Here is a 17,251-nt window from a genome sequence, read left to right as displayed (position 1 = left end):
CTCGTCCGCGGGGGCGCGCCCGCACGGCGCGCGTGCCGACTCTACCGGGCGCGGGTGAACGCGGATCAGGCCGCGAGCGCCAGGTACGGCTCCCAGCGCGGGTCGCTGCGCTCCACGCCGCGCACGGTCCACGCGCCGCCGCGGGGCGGGCGCGGCGTGACGCGCAGCTCCCAGCCCATCTCCTGCGGCGTGCGGTCGCTCTTGACGTTGTTGCAGCGCAGGCAGGCCGCGACGAGGTTCTCCCACGAGTCCGCACCGCCGCGCGAGCGCGGCAGGATGTGGTCGATGGTCGACGCCGGCTTGCCGCAGTAGCCGCAGCGGTGGCCGTCGCGGCGCAGCACCCCGCGGCGCGTCACGGGCACGCGACGGCCGCCGGGTACGCGCACGTAGCGGGTGAGCACGATCACCGCCGGTCGCTCGTACGACCCGTGGGTGCCCCAGATCGGTTCGTCCTCGATCCGCTCGACGATGCTCGCCTTCTCGTTCATGACGAGCACGAGGGCGCGCTTGAACGAGACGACCGCAAGGGGCTCATAGCCCGCGTTCAACACCAGAGTGCGCATGCCGTGTCCTTTCGACGGGTCCCGGACGGCTTCCGGGCTCTCGATCCAGCGACGTCGCGCTCTGCGGTGGAGAGCGATGCGAGGGCGCGCAGGGACGAAAAAAGGCGCTGTCTCACAGACAGCGCCTTCTGCACGCGGACGACCCGCGCATCGTGTGCACACGATGCCGAAGCACGTAACGCCCGAGCGCATCCGTGGTTCGGATGCGAGGTATTCGTGACATCGGCTTCTCCCTCCGCTTCGCGCGGCGACGGGATCAGAGTAGCCCAGCCGGGGCCGCGCGGGGCCATCCGCGAGGTGAACATTCCCGGGCGTGTCGACGGCCCCGGCGCGCCCGGTGGTGCCGCCGAGACGACGAGGGCCCCGCCGGCGGCTGCCGACGGGGCCCTGCGAGGCCGCGGATCAGTACGGCAGCCAGCCCTGCGGGTTGACGACGCCGCCGTTGACGTAGACCTCGAAGTGGAGGTGCGGTGCGGTGGAGCGACCGGTCGATCCGACGTAGCCGATGACCTGGCCGGCGGTGACGGACTGGCCCGCCGAGGCCGCGATCGACGACATGTGGCCGTAGCGGGTCTTGGTGGCGCTGCCGCCCACGTTGCTCTCGATCACGACGGCGTTGCCGTAGCCGCCGCTCCAGCCGGCCTGCGAGACCACGCCGTCGGCGGCCGCGAAGATCGGCGTGCCGGTGGCGGCGAGCAGGTCCCAGCCCATGTGGTAGCCCGAGTCGCCGAGGCCGCGACCGGAGGTCCACGAGCCGGCGGGGAGCGGGAAGACGACACCCTCGCTCGGGGCGGACGGCATGACGTTGCCGGAGTAGACGGAGGCGGGCGCGGACGCCGCGGCGGCGGCCGCCGCGGCCATCTCCTTGGCGCGCTCGGCGGCCTCGGCCGCCGCCTTCTTCTTCTCGATCTCGCTCGCCGTCGTGGCCGAGTAGCTCGAGGCGCTCAGCTGCGAGGCGGCCGCGCCGCCCTCCACCGTGAGCGACTGCGCGTCGGCCTCGGCGATGTCGTGGGCCGTCACCTGCTCCGCGTCGCCACCCTGGGTGGCGGCGTAGGCGGGGATGGCGACGCCGGCGATGAGCGCGAGGACCGCGGCCATCGTGCCGGCCGCGCGCAGCGGGCGCACCTTCGGGGTGCTCTCCGCGCGCAGCGTGCGCTCGGCGCGGCGGATGTCGCGCCGACTGATCTTCGCGGGCGCGATCGCGCCGTTCTCGGGGGTGTCCGAGGCCTCGGGTGAGCCTGCGGGCGTGGGGTTCTGGGTCAAGACGTGTTCCTCCGTCGCCTCGCGCTCGGGCAGCGCCGGCTCGTCAGCACTCGTCGTCGGACAGTGCATCCTGCAAGAAGGACGAGCCGGAGAGGCGATTGCTTGCAGAACGGGTTCGGGGCCTTCCGGCCTCGGGATTTCCCCACCCTACGGGAAGATAACGAAAATGTCACGCTCCGATTCTGAGAGCGCCCGCGCGCCCTCGACCGGTCAGCGCGGAGCGACGAGGAAGACGTGCGAGGCGATCTCGACGGGCAGCTCGAGCGCCTCGTCGCTGCCGTCCATGTGCACGAGCACGTACCCCTCGCTGTAGCGGAAGTCGCCCGAGGCGCCGGGGACCACGCCGGCCACGCGCAGCTGCTGCAGCAGCTCGGGGTCGACCTGCGCCGGCTCGGCTAGGCGGCGCACGGTGCCCTGAAGCGGGCCGCCCTGCGCGTCGAGCGCCTTCACGAGGCCGATCACGCCCTCGTCGAAGTCGCGGCCCGGCTCGCCGCCGATGAGATCGAGGCCCGGGATCGGGTTGCCGTACGGCGACTCGGTGGGGCTGCCGAGCAGCTCGATGAGGCGGCGCTCCACCTGCTCGCTCATGACGTGCTCCCAGCGGCACGCCTCCTCGTGGACGTACGCCCAGTCCAGGCCGATGACGTCCGACAGCAGCCGCTCGGCGAGGCGGTGCTTGCGCATCACGTCGACGGCCTTCTGCCGGCCGGCCTCCGACAGCTCGAGGCGACGGTCCTCGCCCACGTGCACGAGCCCGTCGCGCTCCATGCGGCCGACCGTCTGCGACACCGTGGGACCGGAGTGGCCGAGCCGCTCGGAGATGCGCGCGCGCAGCGGCACGATGTTCTCCTCCTCGAGCTCGAGGATGGTGCGAAGGTACATCTCCGTGGTGTCGATCAGGTCGGTCATCCGGGCCTCCGTGGGGTTCCTCCGGCAATCCTATGCGGCGCGGCATGTGGGTTCCCCTGGACCCCATCCCGCGCGGAGCCACGGCGCGGCCGGTCCTACCATGGACGCATGACGCTCACGATCCCCGCCGATCTCCTGCCCGCCGACGGACGATTCGGCTGCGGCCCGTCCAAGGTGAGGGACGAGCAGGTCGCCGCCCTCGCGGCCGCCGGGCGGTCGCTGCTGGGCACGTCGCATCGCCAGGCACCCGTGAAGGACCTCGTCGGCAGCGTGCGGGAGCGCCTCGCATCGCTGTTCCGCCTGCCCGAGGGCTACGAGATCATCCTCGGCAACGGCGGATCCACGGCGTTCTGGGACGCGGCGGCGTTCGGGCTCATCGAGAAGCGCAGCCAGAACCTCACCTTCGGCGAGTTCGGCGGCAAGTTCGCCGCGGCCGCGGCGGCACCGTGGCTCGAGGCGCCCGATGTGCGCAAGGCGGAACCGGGATCGATCGCGCTGCCCGAGCCCGTGGCGGGTGTCGACGTGTACGCGTGGCCCCACAACGAGACGTCCACGGGCGCGACCGCCCCGATCACCCGCGTGGCCGGCGACGACGGCGCGCTCACGGTGATCGACGCCACGAGCGCGGCGGGCGGGATCGACTTCGACGCCGCGCAGGCGGACGTCTACTACTTCGCCCCGCAGAAGAACCTCGGATCGGACGGCGGCCTGTGGCTGGCCGCGGTGTCGCCCGCCGCGATCGAGCGGATCGAGCGGGTCGCCGCGAGCGGCCGGTACATCCCCGAGTCGCTGAGCCTGGCCACCGCGCTGGACAACTCCCGCAAGAACCAGACGTACAACACCCCGGCGCTCGCGACGCTGCACCTGCTCGACAGCCAGCTCGAGTGGATCCTCGGCCGCGGGGGCCTCGCGTGGGCCGACGCCCGCACGCGCGAGTCGTCGCAGGCTCTCTACGCGTGGGCCGAGGCCTCGGCCGTGGCCACGCCGTTCGTCGCCGACCCGGCGCACCGCTCCCCCGTCGTCGTCACGATCGACTTCGACGAGACGGTGGACGCGGCGGCCGTCGCCGGGACGCTGCGCGCCAACGGGATCGTCGACACCGAGCCGTACCGCAAGCTCGGCCGCAACCAGCTGCGCATCGCGACCTTCGTGTCGGTGGAGCCGGACGACGTGCGCCAGCTGATCCGCTCGCTCGACTACGTGCTCGCACAGGGCTGAGGCGGGCCGCCGCGGGTCTCGACTCCGCGCCTGTTCCGCAGCGAGCCGAGGCCGCGACTCATCAACGCGGCGACGTCAGTCCTCTTCGTCGTCCTCGTCGGAGTCGTCGTCCTCGCCGGAGTCCTCGTCCGGGTCGTCCTCGTCGAGCTCGTCGATGTCGACGCCGTCCACGTCGCCCGCGTGCAGCACCGGCGATGCGTCCGCGTCGAGGTCGTCGTCCAGGCCGTCGTCCTCATCGAGGTCGTCCTCATCGAGGTCGTCCTCGTCGAAGTCGTCCTCGTCGTCCTCGTCAGCCTCGGCGCCGTCGGCGGTGCCCGACGCCGCCCGGCTCGCGGCCTCGGCCGCGGCCTGAGCGGCCTGGTACTCCTTCAGTCGCACCGACCAGGGCACCCACTCCGGCGCGAGCAGCGCGCCCTCACCGGGAAGCAGCTCGGCCTCGAGCACCGTCGGCTCGGCGCCCTCGACCACGGCGAGCGAGACCGTCCAGTACCAGCCGGGGTAGCCGGGCAGTGTGTTCTCGAAGAGCAGCGAGACGACCCCGTCCGGCTCGACCCGGTGCCCCGCGGGGGCGCCGATCGACGAGGCCGGCGTGATCTCGCGCAGCGCCTCGAGCGCGAGATCGTGGGCCGCGAGCAGCCGGGCGTCGGCGACGACCTGCCCCGGCTCGTCGGCCTGGGCATCCGCCTCGTTCACGTCCGCCCCGGCATCCGCGTCCGCCCCGGCATCCGCGGTCGCCTCGTCCGCCGCGATCGCCTCGCCCGTCGAGGGGACCTCGGACTCCGGCACGACGTCCGCCTCGGGGGCGTCGTCTGGCGTGTCAGACATCGAGCTCATCGGCGACCCTCCGCAGCACGGCGGCGGCCTTGCGGGCGTGGCTGTTCGCGGGGTAGTGGCCGCGGCGCAGGTCCTCGCCCACACCGTCGAGCATCTTCACGAGGTCCTCGATGATGACCGCCATGTCCTCGGCCTTCTTGCGGTTGGGCTTCACCCGCGTGGGGGGCGCCTCGAGCACGCGGACGGAGAGGGCCTGGGGGCCCTTGCGTCCGTCGGCGATGCCGAAATCGACGCGCGCTCCCTGCTTCGGGACCGTGCCGGCCGGCAGCGCGCTGGCGTGCAGGAAGACGTCCTGGCCGTCGTCCGAGGCGATGAAGCCGAAGCCCTTCTCCTCGTCGTAGAACCTGACCTTGCCGGTGGGCATGGGACACCTCTTGCTGAGCGATCGTGCGGACGGATGCGGGTGCGGCACGTCGCCGCTCCCCGTTTCCAGCCTACCCATCCGCCGGCGACGCGTATCCTGGTCGGGATGAGCAGCAAGCAGCCCGCCGACGAGACCCCGGTCCGTCGCATCGATCGGATCCTCACGTTCATGTCGCTCGGCGTGATCGTGCTGTCGGTGGCCTCGTTCTTCGCGCTCCTGATCGCCGACGCCGCTGGCCTGGAGTCCGAGGACTTCGGCCGCGGCGCGTGGCCGATCATCGCGACGATCCCGATGATCGGCTTGCCGATCGGGTTCCTGCTCATCTTCGCGCTGCTGATCATGTCGATGATCCGAAGGGGACGGGCGTCGGACCGCCCGTCCTGATGCCCCGGATCGCGTGGTAGCCGAAGCGCGCACGCTCGCGGAGCGTCTCGCCGCCAGAGAGGACGGCGAGATCGCCCGACTGCTGGGCGCCCGGAGGGTGTCACCCCACGCGGCGTGGCGCAGCTGGTTCGACGCGGCCGAGGCCCTGCTCGACACCGGCTCGATCGCGGTCACCCTGCGCGCGCTGCCCCGCGACGACCTGCACGCGCTGCGCTCCGGTTCCGGCCCCGAGCTCCTGGGGCTGACCGACGCCGACGGCCGCCCCTTCGCCCCGGTCGCCGCCGCGCTGCCGGACGACGTCACGCCGACGCCCCTGCGCACGCCCGAGCCGGCGTCGGCCGACGCCGCCGCCCACGCCGCCGAGCGCGCGTTCACGGCGACGACCGCGCTGGCCGATCTGCTGATCGACGCCCTCCGCGTGCCCCTGGGGCGCGTCGCGACGGGTCTGGCCGCCACCGAGCGCAAGCGCCTCGTGCAGGAGGAGCTGGCGCGCGACGGCGCCGACGCCGACGCGCTCGTGCGCGCCGCCGAGCTCGCCGGACTGCTGCGCGGGCAGGAGCGACGCTGGCTCGTGACGCCCGCGGGGGCGGAGTGGATCCGCCGCTCCACCGGCGAGCGCTGGTCGTCGCTCGTGGCGGCCCTGCGGGGCGCGCTGCCCGCGGGGCTGCGCGCCGACGGCGGCTGGATCGATCCGGAGCTGTGGCCGGACGCGTATCCCCTCGACCCCGAGTGGCCCGAGCGCGCGGCGAGCTGGATCGCGCTGTGGCGCCTCGTGGGCCTCGTCGCGGAGGACGGCGGCGAGCCGGAGTGGGCCGCGCCCGCGCGCGGCGGCGCCGCACCCGACCCCGCTCCCCTGCTGGCGCTCCTGCCGCACGAGGTCGATCGGGTGTTCCTGCAGAACGACCTGACGGCGATCTCTCCGGGGCCGCTGGCCCCCGAGCTCGACGTGAGGCTGCGCGGCATGTCGGTGCGCGAGTCGCACGCGCAGGCGTCGACCTACCGGTTCACCGAGGCGTCGATCGGGCAGGCGCTCTCGGCGGGAGAGACCGCCGAGGGCATCCGCGGCTTCCTCGCGGAGCTGTCTCTCACGGGCCTGCCGCAGCCGCTCGCGTACCTGATCGAGCGCACCGCGGAGCGGCACGGGCTCGTCCGCATCTCGCTGGATCCCGAGACCGGCCACACCGTCGTCTCGAGCCGCGACCACCAGCTGCTCGACACCATCGCGGTCGATCAGGCGCTGCGCGCGCTCGGCCTCGTGCCCGACGGCCGGCTGCTGCGCACCCGCGCCGACCGGGCCGCCGTCTACTGGGCGCTCGCCGATGCGCGCTACCCCGTCATCGTCATCGACGAGGAGGGCGAGGCGGTCGCCCTGCGCCGGCACCGGCTCGCGCCGGAGGAGGCGCCGGACGCCGACCGCTACGCGCCGCTGATCGCCCGCCTGCGGGAGTCGGAGTCGGCCGACGCCGACGCCGCGTGGCTGGAGCGCGAGCTCGACGCCGCCGTGCGCGAGAAGGCCACCCTCATCGTGGCGGTCTCGCTCCCCGACGGCTCGACGCGCGAGTTCACGCTCGAGGCGACCGGCCTGGGCGGCGGCCGTCTGCGCGGACTCGACCGCGGCGCCGACGTCGAGCGCACCCTGCCGATCCGCTCGATCGCCTCCGTCCGCCGCCCGTAAGCGCGCGGGGCAGGGATGTCGGCCCCGCGTCGATCGGCGGAGTGCGCCCACGAGCCGATGCCCCGTTCACCGCACGGCGGTAGACTCGTTCGCTATGTCTGATGGCCCCCTGATCGTCCAGAGCGACCGCACGGTGCTGCTCGAGGCGGCGCACCCCGACGCGGAATCGGCGCGCCACGATCTCGCCGTCTTCGCCGAGCTCGAGCGCGCGCCGGAGCACATCCACACCTACCGGATCACGCGGCTCGGGCTGTGGAACGCGCGCGCGGCCGGCCACACGGCCGACGACATGCTGCAGACGCTCGACCGGTGGAGCCGCTTCCCCGTGCCGCCGTCGGTCTCCACCGACATCCGCGAGACGGTGAACCGATACGGCCGGCTCACGATCGAGCGCGGCGCCGAGGGCGAGCTGCTGCTGAAGTCGACCGATCGCGCGGTGCTCGCGGAGGTCTCGCGCAACAAGCGCATCCAGCCGCTGCTCGTGGGGCAGCCGGCGCCCGACACGTTCGTCGTCGACGCGTGGGCGCGCGGGCACATCAAGCAGGAGCTGCTGAAGATCGGCTGGCCCGCGGAGGACCTGGCCGGGTACACGCCCGGCACGCCGCATGCGATCGCGCTCGACGAGGACGGCTGGGCGCTGCGCCCGTACCAGCAGCAGGCCGTCGACACCTTCCGCGCCGACGGATCGGGCGTCGTCGTGCTCCCGTGCGGCGCGGGCAAGACGCTCGTGGGCGCGGGGGCCATGGCGGCGACGAAGACGACCACGCTCATCCTCGTCACCAACACCGTCTCCGCACGCCAGTGGCGCGACGAGCTGCTCAAGCGCACCACGCTCACGGCCGAGGAGATCGGCGAGTACTCGGGCCAGGTCAAGGAGATCAAGCCCGTCACGATCGCGACCTACCAGATCCTCACGTCCAAGCGGAAGGGCCAGTACGCGCACCTCGACGTGCTCGACGCGCTCGACTGGGGCCTGATCGTGTACGACGAGGTGCACCTGCTGCCCGCCCCGGTGTTCAAGCTCACCGCCGACCTGCAGGCACGCCGCCGCCTCGGCCTCACCGCCACCCTCGTGCGCGAGGACGGACGCGAGGGAGACGTGTTCAGCCTCATCGGCCCCAAGCGCTTCGATGCGCCGTGGAAGGAGATCGAGGCCCAGGGGTTCATCGCCCCGGCCGCCTGCTACGAGGTGCGCGTCGACCTGCCCGCCGACGAGCGCATGGAGTACGCGGCGAGCGCCGACGAGGACCGCTACCGCCTGGCCGCGACCGCGCCGGCGAAGATCGACGTCGTGCGCGACATCATCGCGCGCCACGCCGGCGAGCAGGTGCTCGTCATCGGCCAGTACCTCGACCAGCTCGACGAGCTCTCGCAGGCCCTCGACGCGCCGAAGATCACCGGCTCCACGCCGGTGGACGAGCGCGAGCAGCTGTTCCAGGCGTTCCGCGACGGCACGCTCCCGGTGCTCGTGGTGTCGAAGGTCGCGAACTTCTCGGTGGATCTGCCGGACGCGTCCGTCGCGATCCAGGTGTCCGGATCCTTCGGGTCGCGCCAGGAGGAGGCCCAGCGCCTCGGCCGCCTGCTGCGGCCGAAGAGCGACGGGCAGACGGCGAGCTTCTACACCCTCATCGCCCGCGACACGGTCGACCAGGACTTCGCCCAGAACCGCCAGCGCTTCCTCGCCGAGCAGGGCTACAGCTACACGATCCTGGACGTCGAGGATCTCGTCGCCGCTGCCTGAACGACAGAGCGCGCGTGTTCGCTTTCGGCCGATCCGTCGCGATTTCCAGCCCGATCATCGATCCGGCCGACATAATGGGGCCATGACCGCACCGCGCATCCTCGTTGTCGATGACGAGCCGAACATCCGGGATCTCCTGTCGCAGAGCCTGCGATTCGCCGGATTCCAGGTGAAGACCGTGATCAACGGCGCGCAGACCATCTCCGCCGTCCTCGAGGAGGAGCCCGACCTCATCGTGCTCGACGTGATGCTGCCCGATATGAACGGGTTCAGCGTCACCAAGCGCCTGCGCGACGCCGGCTACACCGCGCCGATCCTGTTCCTCACCGCCAAGGACGAGACCGAGGACAAGATCAAGGGCCTCAACGCCGGCGGCGACGACTACGTGACCAAGCCGTTCAGCCTCGACGAGATCGTGGCGCGCATCCAGGCGATCCTCCGCCGCACCATGCAGAGCGAGGAGGAGGAGCAGGTGATCCACGCCGGCGAGCTGACGATGGATCAGGACACGCACGACGTGTACGTGGGCGACACGCAGATCGAGCTGAGCCCGACGGAGTTCAAGCTGCTGCGCTACCTCATGCTCAACCCCAACCGGGTGCTGTCGAAGGCGCAGATCCTCGACCACGTGTGGGAGTACGACTTCAACGGCGACGCCGGCATCGTCGAGAGCTACATCTCCTACCTCCGCCGCAAGATCGACCCGCACGCCGCGGAGCCGCTCATCCAGACCAAGCGCGGCTTCGGCTACATGCTCAAGGTCGACAAGGCCTCGTAGGGCACGATCCTGTCCAAGGAACCCGACGCCCTCACCCGCTGGTGGCGGCGGATCAGCCTGCGGGCGAAGGTCACCGGCGTCACGGTGGCCGTGCTGGCGATCGGCCTGTTCGTCGCGGGCGTCGGCACCTCCTTCGTGCTCTACAGCGCCCTGCTGTCGAACGTGGACGAGTCGGTCGTGCAGCTCGTGCAGAGCGACACGCTGGCGGAGCGCGTGCTCGACGCCGCGGAGGGCGAGGGGGATCTCGACGATCTGCGCACCGAGTACTTCATCGCCCTCTACGACCCCGACGGCCGTTTCGTGGCCTCGGCGGGCGGCCTGCGCAGCGACGCCGTGCCGCCCGAGTTCCCCGACACGCTCACGCTCGATCAGGCCCAGCCGCTCACCTCGGAGCGATTCGGCCTGAAGGGGGCGGACGGCTCGGAGTTCCGTGCCTCGGTGGGGATCGTCCAGCCCGCGGGGAAGAACGCGTTCTACAGCCAGATCATCGCCCTGCCCCACGCCGAGGTCATCAGCGTCGTGCGCACCTACTTCGCCGTGTTCACGTTCGTCGCGCTCATGACGATCGTCGCCGGCGCCTTCGGCACGCGCTGGCTCGTGACGCTCACGTTCCGTCGCTTCCGGCAGGTGGAGTCGACGGCGATGGCGATCGCCGGCGGCGACTTCCACCAGCGCATGACCGACATCGAGCCGACCACCGAGATCGGCCGGCTGAAGCAGGCGATCAACACGATGCTCGACCGCGTCGACGCGTCGATCTCGCAGCGCGACGCGACCGTGCGCCAGATGCGCCGGTTCATCGGCGACGCCAGCCACGAGCTGCGCACCCCGCTCGTGAGCGTGCGCGGCTACGCCGAGCTGTACCGGATGGGGGCGATCCAGACCCCCGAGGACACCGCCAGGGCCATGGAGCGGATCGAGAAGGAGGCCACGCGCATGGGCGTGCTCGTGGAGGATCTGCTGGCCCTGGCGCGCCTCGACGAGCGCCGCGAGCTCGACATCGCCCCCATCGACCTGCGCCGCGTGGCGCGCGACCTCGCGCTCGACACGCGCGCCGCCGATCCGTCCCGCGCCGTGACGGTGATCGACCGCACGCTCGAGGCGCTCACCGGCCCCGTCCCCACTGTGCGCGAGGCGGCGCACGACGCGGGCTCCGACGAGGGGCGCCGGGACGGGAGCCACGAGCAGCGGCGCCGCCATCCGGCGACGTCGGCGATCGAGCGGGTCACGGCCGCGACGATCGACCGGCTGCGCCGCCGGCGGGCGGCCGCCGAGGCGGGCGACGACGTTCCGGCCATGGACTTCTCGGAGCCGCGTGCGCGGATGGTGGCCCTGCCGCCGATCGTGCTCGGCGAGGAGAACAAGGTGCGCCAGGTCGTGACCAACCTGCTCGGCAATGCCCGGCGCTACAGCCGCGCGGACTCGCCCATCGAGCTCGAGGTGGGGGTGGATCCCGCCCACGACATGGGTTGGATCGCCGTCGTCGACCACGGCGAGGGCGTGCCCGAGGCCATCCGCGAGCAGATCTTCGAGCGGTTCTGGCGCGCCGACACGTCGCGGGCCCGCGAGACCGGTGGCAGCGGCCTGGGGCTCGCGATCGTCGCCTCCATCGTCGAGGCGCACCACGGCTCCGTCACGGTCGAGGACACCCCGGGTGGCGGTGCCACGTTCAAGGTCTCGTTCCCGCTCGCCGAGCGGCGCGAGATGGCCGAGCACGCCGAGATCGAGACGCAGCCCCTGCCCAAGCTCCGCGACCACCCGCGGGACTAGCCCGCGGCGGGTGCGTCAGGCGGGAAGGCCGAGCTTCTCAGCCGTGGCCGACATGGCGGCCGATGCCGCCTGCGCGTCGCCGTTCAGCGTGGTGCCGAACGTGGGGATGAGCTCCTGCAGGTGCGGCTTCCACGCGTCGAAGCGGTCGGGGAAGCAGCGCTGCAGCACGTCGAGCATGATCGGCGCGGCCGTCGAGGCGCCCGGCGAGGCGCCGAGCAGGCCCGCGATCGATCCGTCCGCGGCGGCGACCACCTCGGTGCCGAACTGCAGCTTGCCGCCCTTCATCACCTGGGCGCGCTGACCGGCCTGGATGAGCTCCCAGTCGGCGCCGTCGGCGTCCGGCACGAACTCGCGCAGGCTGTCGATCTTCTTCGCGCGCGTCTTCAGCAGCTCCGTGACGAGGTACTTCACGAGGTCGAGGTTCGTGACGGCCACCTTGAGCATCGAGCCGATGTTGCTCGGGCGCACCTGCTGCACGATGTCGAGCATGCTGCCCGTCTTGAGGAACTTCGGGCTGAACGTGGCGAAGGGGCCGAACAGCAGCGATCCCTCGCCGTCGACCATGCGCGCGTCCAGGTGCGGCACCGACATCGGCGGGGCGCCCACGGCGGCCTGCGAGTAGACCTTCGCGCGGTGCTTGGCGACGAGCTCGGGCTTGGTCGTCTTGAGGAACTGACCGCCGATCGGGAACACGCCGTATCCCTTGATCTCGGGGATGCGCGCCGACTGGAGCACCTTGATGGCCCAGCCGCCCGCGCCCACGAAGACGAAGCGGGCCTTGAGCGATCCCGGGGTGCGGCCCACGCGGTTGCGGTAGCGCACCTCCCACGTGCCGTCCTTGGCCCGCTTGAGCTTCTTCACCTCGGTGTCGAGGCGCAGATCCAGCCCGCCCTCGACGAGGTGGTCGAAGAGCTGGCGCGTGACCGCGCCGAAGTCGACGTCGGTGCCCGACGGCACGCGGGTGGCCGCGAACGGCTCGCCCTTGCGCCGCTTCTGCATGAGCAGCGGTGCCCACTGGTTGATGACGCGCGAGTCCTCGCTGTACTCGATGCCCGCGAACAGCGGCTGCTCCTTGAGCGTCTCGTAGCGGCGCTTCAGGTAGGCGACGTCCTTCTCGCCCTGCACGAACGTCATGTGCGGCGTCGCGTTGATGAAGGTCGACGGCGCGTCGAGGATGCCGCGCTCGACGAGCGAGGCCCACAGCTGGCGGCTGAGCTGGAACTGCTCGTTGATGCCGATCGCCTTGGCGGGGTCGTCGGCGTCGGGCATGTAGTTCAACTCGCACAGGGCGGCGTGGCCCGTGCCGGCGTTGTTCCAGGGGTTGGAGCTCTCCTGCGCGACCTCGCCGAGGCGCTCGAACGCCACGATCTTCCAGTCGGGCTGCAGTTCCTTCAGGAGAGTGCCCAGCGTGGCGGACATGACGCCGCCGCCGATGAGCACGACATCGACAGTTTCACTCACCAGACAATCCTACGGCGGCGCTCAGACGGCCCGGACCACACCCGTGGCGAAAGAACGCGCGTTCCTTCGCGGATGCGGGTCCGATCGGGGTCAGGCCGCGGCGACGCCGATGCGCGCGGCGACCAGCTCCGCGATCTGCACCGCGTTGAGGGCGGCGCCCTTGCGCAGGTTGTCGTTGGAGACGAACAGCACCAGGCCCCGACCCTCGGGCGCGGACTGGTCGGCGCGGATGCGGCCGACGAAGCTCGGGTCCTTGCCGGCCGCCTGCAGCGGCGTCGGCACCTCCTCGAGCGCCACGCCGGGTGCGTCGGAGAGGATCTCGCGTGCGCGCTCGGGCGTGAGCTCGCGCGCGAACTCGGCGTTGATGCTCAGCGAGTGGCCGGTGAACACGGGCACACGCACGCACGTGCCGGCCACGCGCAGATCGGGCAGCTCGAGGATCTTGCGGCTCTCGTTCCGGAGCTTCTTCTCCTCGTCCGTCTCGTTCAGCCCGTCGTCGACGAGGTTCCCCGCGAAGGGCAGCACGTCGAACGCGATCGGCGCGACGTACTTCTGCGGCGCCGGGAAGTCCACGGCCGAGCCGTCGCGCACGAGCCGCAGCGTGTCGCCCTGCGCGAGCACGCCCTCCAGCTGGCCCAGCAGCTCCTCCGCGCCCGCGAGCCCGGAACCGGACACGGCCTGGTAGGTGGAGACGATCAGCCGCTCCAGCCCCGCCTCGGCGTCGAGGGGCTTCAGCACGGGCATGGCGGCCATCGTCGTGCAGTTGGGGTTGGCGATGATCCCCTTGGGCGCATCGGCCGCGGCGTGCGGGTTCACCTCGGCCACGACGAGCGGGACCTCGGGATCCATGCGCCACGCGCTGGAGTTGTCGATCACGACGGCGCCGGCCGCGGCGAAGCGCGGCGCGTGCTCCTTCGACGCCGCGCCCCCGGCCGAGAACAGCGCGATGTCGATGCCGCCGAGGTCGCCGGTGGCGATGTCCTCGACGACGACCGTGTGGCCGTTCCACTCGATCGCGGTGCCCGCCGAGCGCGGCGACGCGAAGAAGCGCAGCTCGCGGATGGGGAACGCGCGCTCGGCCAGGATCTCGCGCATCACGCCACCCACCTGTCCGGTGGCGCCGACGACGGCGACGGAGAGTCCAGAATCGGAGATGCGGGTCATGGCGGTTCCTCTGATCGAGCGCGGGGTTGGTTGATTCTACCCGGACGCCCCGCGCCCCGGACCCGCCCCTACCGGCCGGTGCCCGCGTAGACGGTGGCCTCGATGTCGCCGTCCAGCCCGTAGGCGGCGTGCACGGCGCGCGCCGCCTCGTCCAGCTCGTTCTCGCCCAGGATCACCGAGATGCGGATCTCGCTCGTCGAGATCATGTCGATGTTGATCCCGTGCCTGCTGAGCGCCTCGAACAGCGTCACCGAGACGCCCGAGTGGGTGCGCATGCCGGCCCCGACGACCGAGAGCTTGCCCACCTGGTCATCGTGCACGAGGTTCTCGTAGCCGATCGCGTCGCGCTCGGCCGCGAGCGCCTTGACGACGTCGACCGCCTGCTGCTTGGGCAGGGTGAAGGAGATGTCGGTGCGGCCCGGCTGGGCGGACTGCGCGTTCTGCACGATCATGTCGATGTTCGCGCCCGTCTTGGCCACGAGGGTGAAGATCGCGGCGGCCGAGCCGGGCACGTCGGGCACGCCCACGACGGCGACCTTCGCCTGGCTGCGGTCGGTGGCCACACCCGTGACGACGGGCTCTTCCATTCCGATGGCGTCGGACATGTCTGCTCCTTCGGTGAGGCGAGGATCGGTCATCCCCTCGCCCAGCACGTACGTGCCGTCGTTCGAGGTGAACGTGGATCGGGCATGGATGAGCACGCCGTGACGCCGCGCGTACTCGACGGCGCGGATGTAGAGCACCTTCGCGCCGTTCGCGGCGAGCTCGAGCATCTCCTCGGCCGAGACCCGGTCGAGCTTGCGCGCGAGCGGGACGACGCGCGGGTCGGCGGTGAAGATGCCGTCGACGTCGCTGTAGATCTCGCAGACGTCGGCGCCCAGGGCCGCCGCGAGGGCGACCGCGGTGGTGTCGGAGCCGCCGCGTCCCAGCGTGGTGATGTCGCGCGTGTCGCGGTTGAAGCCCTGGAACCCGGCGACGATGACGATCGCGCCGTCGTCGAGCGCCTCGCGCAGGCGCACCGGGGTGACGTCGACGATCCGGGCGGACCCGTGGTCGGCCGTCGTGATCATGCCCGCCTGGCTGCCCGTGAACGAGCGGGCCTCGTAGCCCATCGAGTGGATCGCCATCGCGAGCAGCGCCATGGAGATGCGCTCGCCGCTGGAGAGCAGCATGTCGAGCTCGCGCGGCGCCGGCACCGGCGCCACCTGGTTCGCCAGATCCAGCAGTTCGTCGGTCGTGTCGCCCATCGCGCTGACGGCGACGACCACGTCGTGGCCGGCGCGGCGCGTGTCGACGATGCGCTTGGCGACGCGCTTGATGCTCTCGGCGTCGGCGACGGACGAGCCGCCGAACTTCTGCACGATCAGGGCCACGTGTAACTCCCGGTGATCCGGCGCGGACGGGTGCGCCTGATCGTCCATCCTAGGGTGCCGATCCGGTGGTCTCGATCCGCGACAGCGCCGCGGATGCCGCTCAGAGGCGGCGGCGGCCCTCGAAGGCGCGGCCCAGCGTGACCTCGTCGGCGTACTCCAGGTCGCCGCCGACGGGCAGGCCCGACGCGAGGCGCGACGCGGGGATCTGCATCGACGCGAGCAGCCGGCTGAGGTACGCGGCCGTCGCCTCGCCCTCCAGGTTCGGGTTGGTCGCGATGATGACCTCCTGCACCGTGCCGTCGGCGAGGCGCTGCATCAGCTGCGCGATCCGCAGGTCGTCGGGACCCACGCCCGCGATCGGGCTGATCGCGCCGCCGAGCACGTGGTACAGGCCGCGGAACTCGCGCGTGCGCTCGATCGCCGAGACGTCCTTCGCGTCCTCGACCACGCAGATCAGCTCGGGATTGCGGCGCGGGTCACGGCAGATGGCGCAGCGGTCCTGCTCGGACACGTTGCCGCAGATCTCGCAGAACCGCACGCGCTCGCGCACCTCGCGCAGCAGCTCGGACAGGCGCGACACGTCGAAGGAGGGCGTCTGCAGGATGTGGAAGGCGATGCGCTGGGCCGACTTGGGCCCGATGCCGGGAAGGCGGCCGAGTTCGTCGATCAGCTCTTGGACGATGCCGTCGTACATGCGGGGGCCCGTCCGGATCAGGCGAACCGCGTGGGCGGCTCGTAGGGCTCTTCGTGCAGGAACCGGGCGCCCAGGATCTGGCGCACCACGGCCTCGCCGCGGCGCTCGACGCCCTCGGGCACGAGCACCTGGCGGCGCTGCACCGTGGGGCGCTCCGGCAGCGGCTCGTCGTCGGCATCGACCGGTGGCTCGTCCGGCATCACGGCGCCGTCGCGCTCGAGCGTGGCGACGCGCGCGCCCGCGGCGACCTCCTCCGGGTCGTCGTGGACGGCCAGCGACGGCGGGGCCATCGGGGCGATCGATCCCGGGATCGGCGCCACGGCCCACCCCGCGGCGGGCGGGGCCGCGTAGGCGGACTGCCGCGGCGGCGCGGCGGGGCCGGCGGGCTCGTCGTCCGGGCCCGGATCGGGGTCGTCGTCGGGCGGCGGCGGCACGTCGTCCGACGGCGCGTCGACCCTGGCGCGGTACTTCACGCGCACGCCGAGCACGCCGAGGATCGCGGTGCGCAGGTCGTCGCTCGCCGCCCCGCGGAAGCCGTTCATCGCGCCTTGGCTCGGGAACGACATCATGAGCACGTCGCCCGGCTGCACCTCGGCCACGGTCGAGACGGCCACGAGGCGGGCGCTCTCGGGCGCCGCGTCGCGCAGGCGCTCCATGACCTGCGGCCAGGCTGCCCGGATGGACGCGAGCGTGAGCGGCGCGGGCGCCCCACCGGAGGGAGCCTCCGCGGCGCCCGGCGCCTCGGGTACCGCCTCGGTCGCGGGCTCGGACGCGGGAGGAGCCGGGGGCGCGGGCGGCTGGTTCCCGCCTGGCGCCGCGGCGTCGGCCTGCGGGGCCGGCGCGTCCGCGGCCTGCTGTCCGGGCTCCGCAGCCGGCGGCACCGGCGAGGCCGCGGGCGCCGCGGATCCCGGCGCGACCGTCGCCCACCCGGCGCCGGGGACCTCGTCGAGGGCCGGCGGCGCGGCTGCCGGCTTGGGCTCCGCGGCCCGCTCGGCGATGACCTCCCTCGGCATCATCAAGGTCCCCGACGGGCTGCCCGAGCAGATCGGCCTGGTCGGGT

The 17,251-nt window shown here is 72.3% G+C and carries 15 protein-coding genes and 1 pseudogene; 6 read left to right on the top strand and 10 right to left on the bottom strand.

All coding sequences use genetic code 11. The annotated features are described in order from the left end of the window. Positions 1-65: 65 nt before the first annotated feature. The 3 genes from ACWDR7_RS10105 to ACWDR7_RS10095 form a co-directional block, all read right to left on the bottom strand. Entirely contained in the window at positions 66-563 is a 498-nt protein-coding gene (locus ACWDR7_RS10105; protein WP_449854785.1) for an HNH endonuclease, read from the bottom strand. Between the two features lie 402 nt (positions 564-965). Beyond that, positions 966-1,826: a M23 family metallopeptidase gene (locus tag ACWDR7_RS10100; RefSeq protein ID WP_449854784.1), complete on the bottom strand. Its 861-nt coding sequence runs from the start codon at positions 1,824-1,826 to the stop codon at positions 966-968. Between the two features lie 210 nt (positions 1,827-2,036). Continuing rightward, positions 2,037-2,735, bottom strand: a complete 699-nt coding sequence (locus ACWDR7_RS10095) for an iron dependent repressor, metal binding and dimerization domain protein (RefSeq protein WP_449854783.1) — start codon at positions 2,733-2,735, stop codon at positions 2,037-2,039. Positions 2,736-2,843: 108 nt separating this feature from the next. Between ACWDR7_RS10095 and serC the strand changes: the two genes are divergently transcribed. Continuing rightward, positions 2,844-3,953 (top strand): phosphoserine transaminase, encoded by a 1,110-nt coding sequence (gene serC, locus ACWDR7_RS10090; RefSeq protein ID WP_449854782.1) that lies wholly within the window; start codon positions 2,844-2,846, stop codon positions 3,951-3,953. Between the two features lie 75 nt (positions 3,954-4,028). Here serC and ACWDR7_RS10085 read toward each other — a convergent pair whose 3' ends face one another. Then, complete coding sequence (locus ACWDR7_RS10085; RefSeq protein WP_449854781.1) at positions 4,029-4,778, bottom strand: DUF3027 domain-containing protein; 750 nt, start codon at positions 4,776-4,778, stop codon at positions 4,029-4,031. Beyond that, a complete protein-coding gene (locus ACWDR7_RS10080; protein ID WP_449854780.1) occupies positions 4,771-5,151 on the bottom strand; it encodes a cold-shock protein in 381 nt (126 codons plus the stop codon). The genes ACWDR7_RS10085 and ACWDR7_RS10080 overlap by 8 nt, the downstream gene beginning before the upstream one ends. Before the next feature lie 105 nt (positions 5,152-5,256). Between ACWDR7_RS10080 and ACWDR7_RS10075 the strand changes: the two genes are divergently transcribed. From ACWDR7_RS10075 to ACWDR7_RS10055, 5 genes are all read left to right on the top strand, one after another. Continuing rightward, positions 5,257-5,535 (top strand): multidrug ABC transporter ATPase, encoded by a 279-nt coding sequence (locus ACWDR7_RS10075; RefSeq protein ID WP_449854779.1) that lies wholly within the window; start codon positions 5,257-5,259, stop codon positions 5,533-5,535. A gap of 13 nt (positions 5,536-5,548) precedes the next feature. After that, complete coding sequence (locus ACWDR7_RS10070) at positions 5,549-7,210, top strand: helicase-associated domain-containing protein (RefSeq protein WP_449854778.1); 1,662 nt, start codon at positions 5,549-5,551, stop codon at positions 7,208-7,210. 94 nt (positions 7,211-7,304) lie between these two features. Further along, positions 7,305-8,951 carry a DNA repair helicase XPB gene (locus ACWDR7_RS10065; protein WP_449854777.1) on the top strand — a complete coding sequence of 549 codons (1,647 nt, stop codon included), beginning with the start codon at positions 7,305-7,307 and terminating at the stop codon, positions 8,949-8,951. Between the two features lie 82 nt (positions 8,952-9,033). After that, positions 9,034-9,729, top strand: coding sequence for a response regulator transcription factor (locus tag ACWDR7_RS10060; protein WP_261165162.1), 696 nt, complete (start codon positions 9,034-9,036; stop codon positions 9,727-9,729). 84 nt (positions 9,730-9,813) lie between these two features. Next, on the top strand, positions 9,814-11,499 hold the full coding sequence (locus ACWDR7_RS10055; RefSeq protein ID WP_449854776.1) for an ATP-binding protein: 1,686 nt from the start codon (positions 9,814-9,816) through the stop codon (positions 11,497-11,499). A 15-nt stretch (positions 11,500-11,514) separates the two neighbouring features. Here ACWDR7_RS10055 and mqo read toward each other — a convergent pair whose 3' ends face one another. From mqo to ACWDR7_RS10030, 5 genes and pseudogenes are all read right to left on the bottom strand, one after another. Continuing rightward, entirely contained in the window at positions 11,515-12,960 is a 1,446-nt protein-coding gene (gene mqo, locus ACWDR7_RS10050) for a malate dehydrogenase (quinone) (RefSeq protein ID WP_449854775.1), read from the bottom strand. 90 nt (positions 12,961-13,050) lie between these two features. Beyond that, on the bottom strand, positions 13,051-14,124 hold the full coding sequence (locus ACWDR7_RS10045; protein WP_449854774.1) for an aspartate-semialdehyde dehydrogenase: 1,074 nt from the start codon (positions 14,122-14,124) through the stop codon (positions 13,051-13,053). Positions 14,125-14,192: 68 nt separating this feature from the next. Next, the gene (locus tag ACWDR7_RS10040; RefSeq protein ID WP_449854773.1) at positions 14,193-15,497 is read right to left on the bottom strand and encodes an aspartate kinase; all 1,305 of its coding nucleotides are present in this window, start codon (positions 15,495-15,497) and stop codon (positions 14,193-14,195) included. Positions 15,498-15,597: 100 nt separating this feature from the next. Next, entirely contained in the window at positions 15,598-16,191 is a 594-nt protein-coding gene (recR, locus tag ACWDR7_RS10035) for a recombination mediator RecR (protein WP_449854772.1), read from the bottom strand. Positions 16,192-16,208: 17 nt separating this feature from the next. Then, a pseudogene (locus ACWDR7_RS10030) lies at positions 16,209-17,251 on the bottom strand (hypothetical protein); the annotation flags it as partial.

Source organism: Microbacterium sp. NPDC003461 (genome assembly GCF_053588335.1).
Note: the sequence above shows the minus strand (reverse complement) of the source record. Positions and strands in the feature narration are given on the sequence as shown.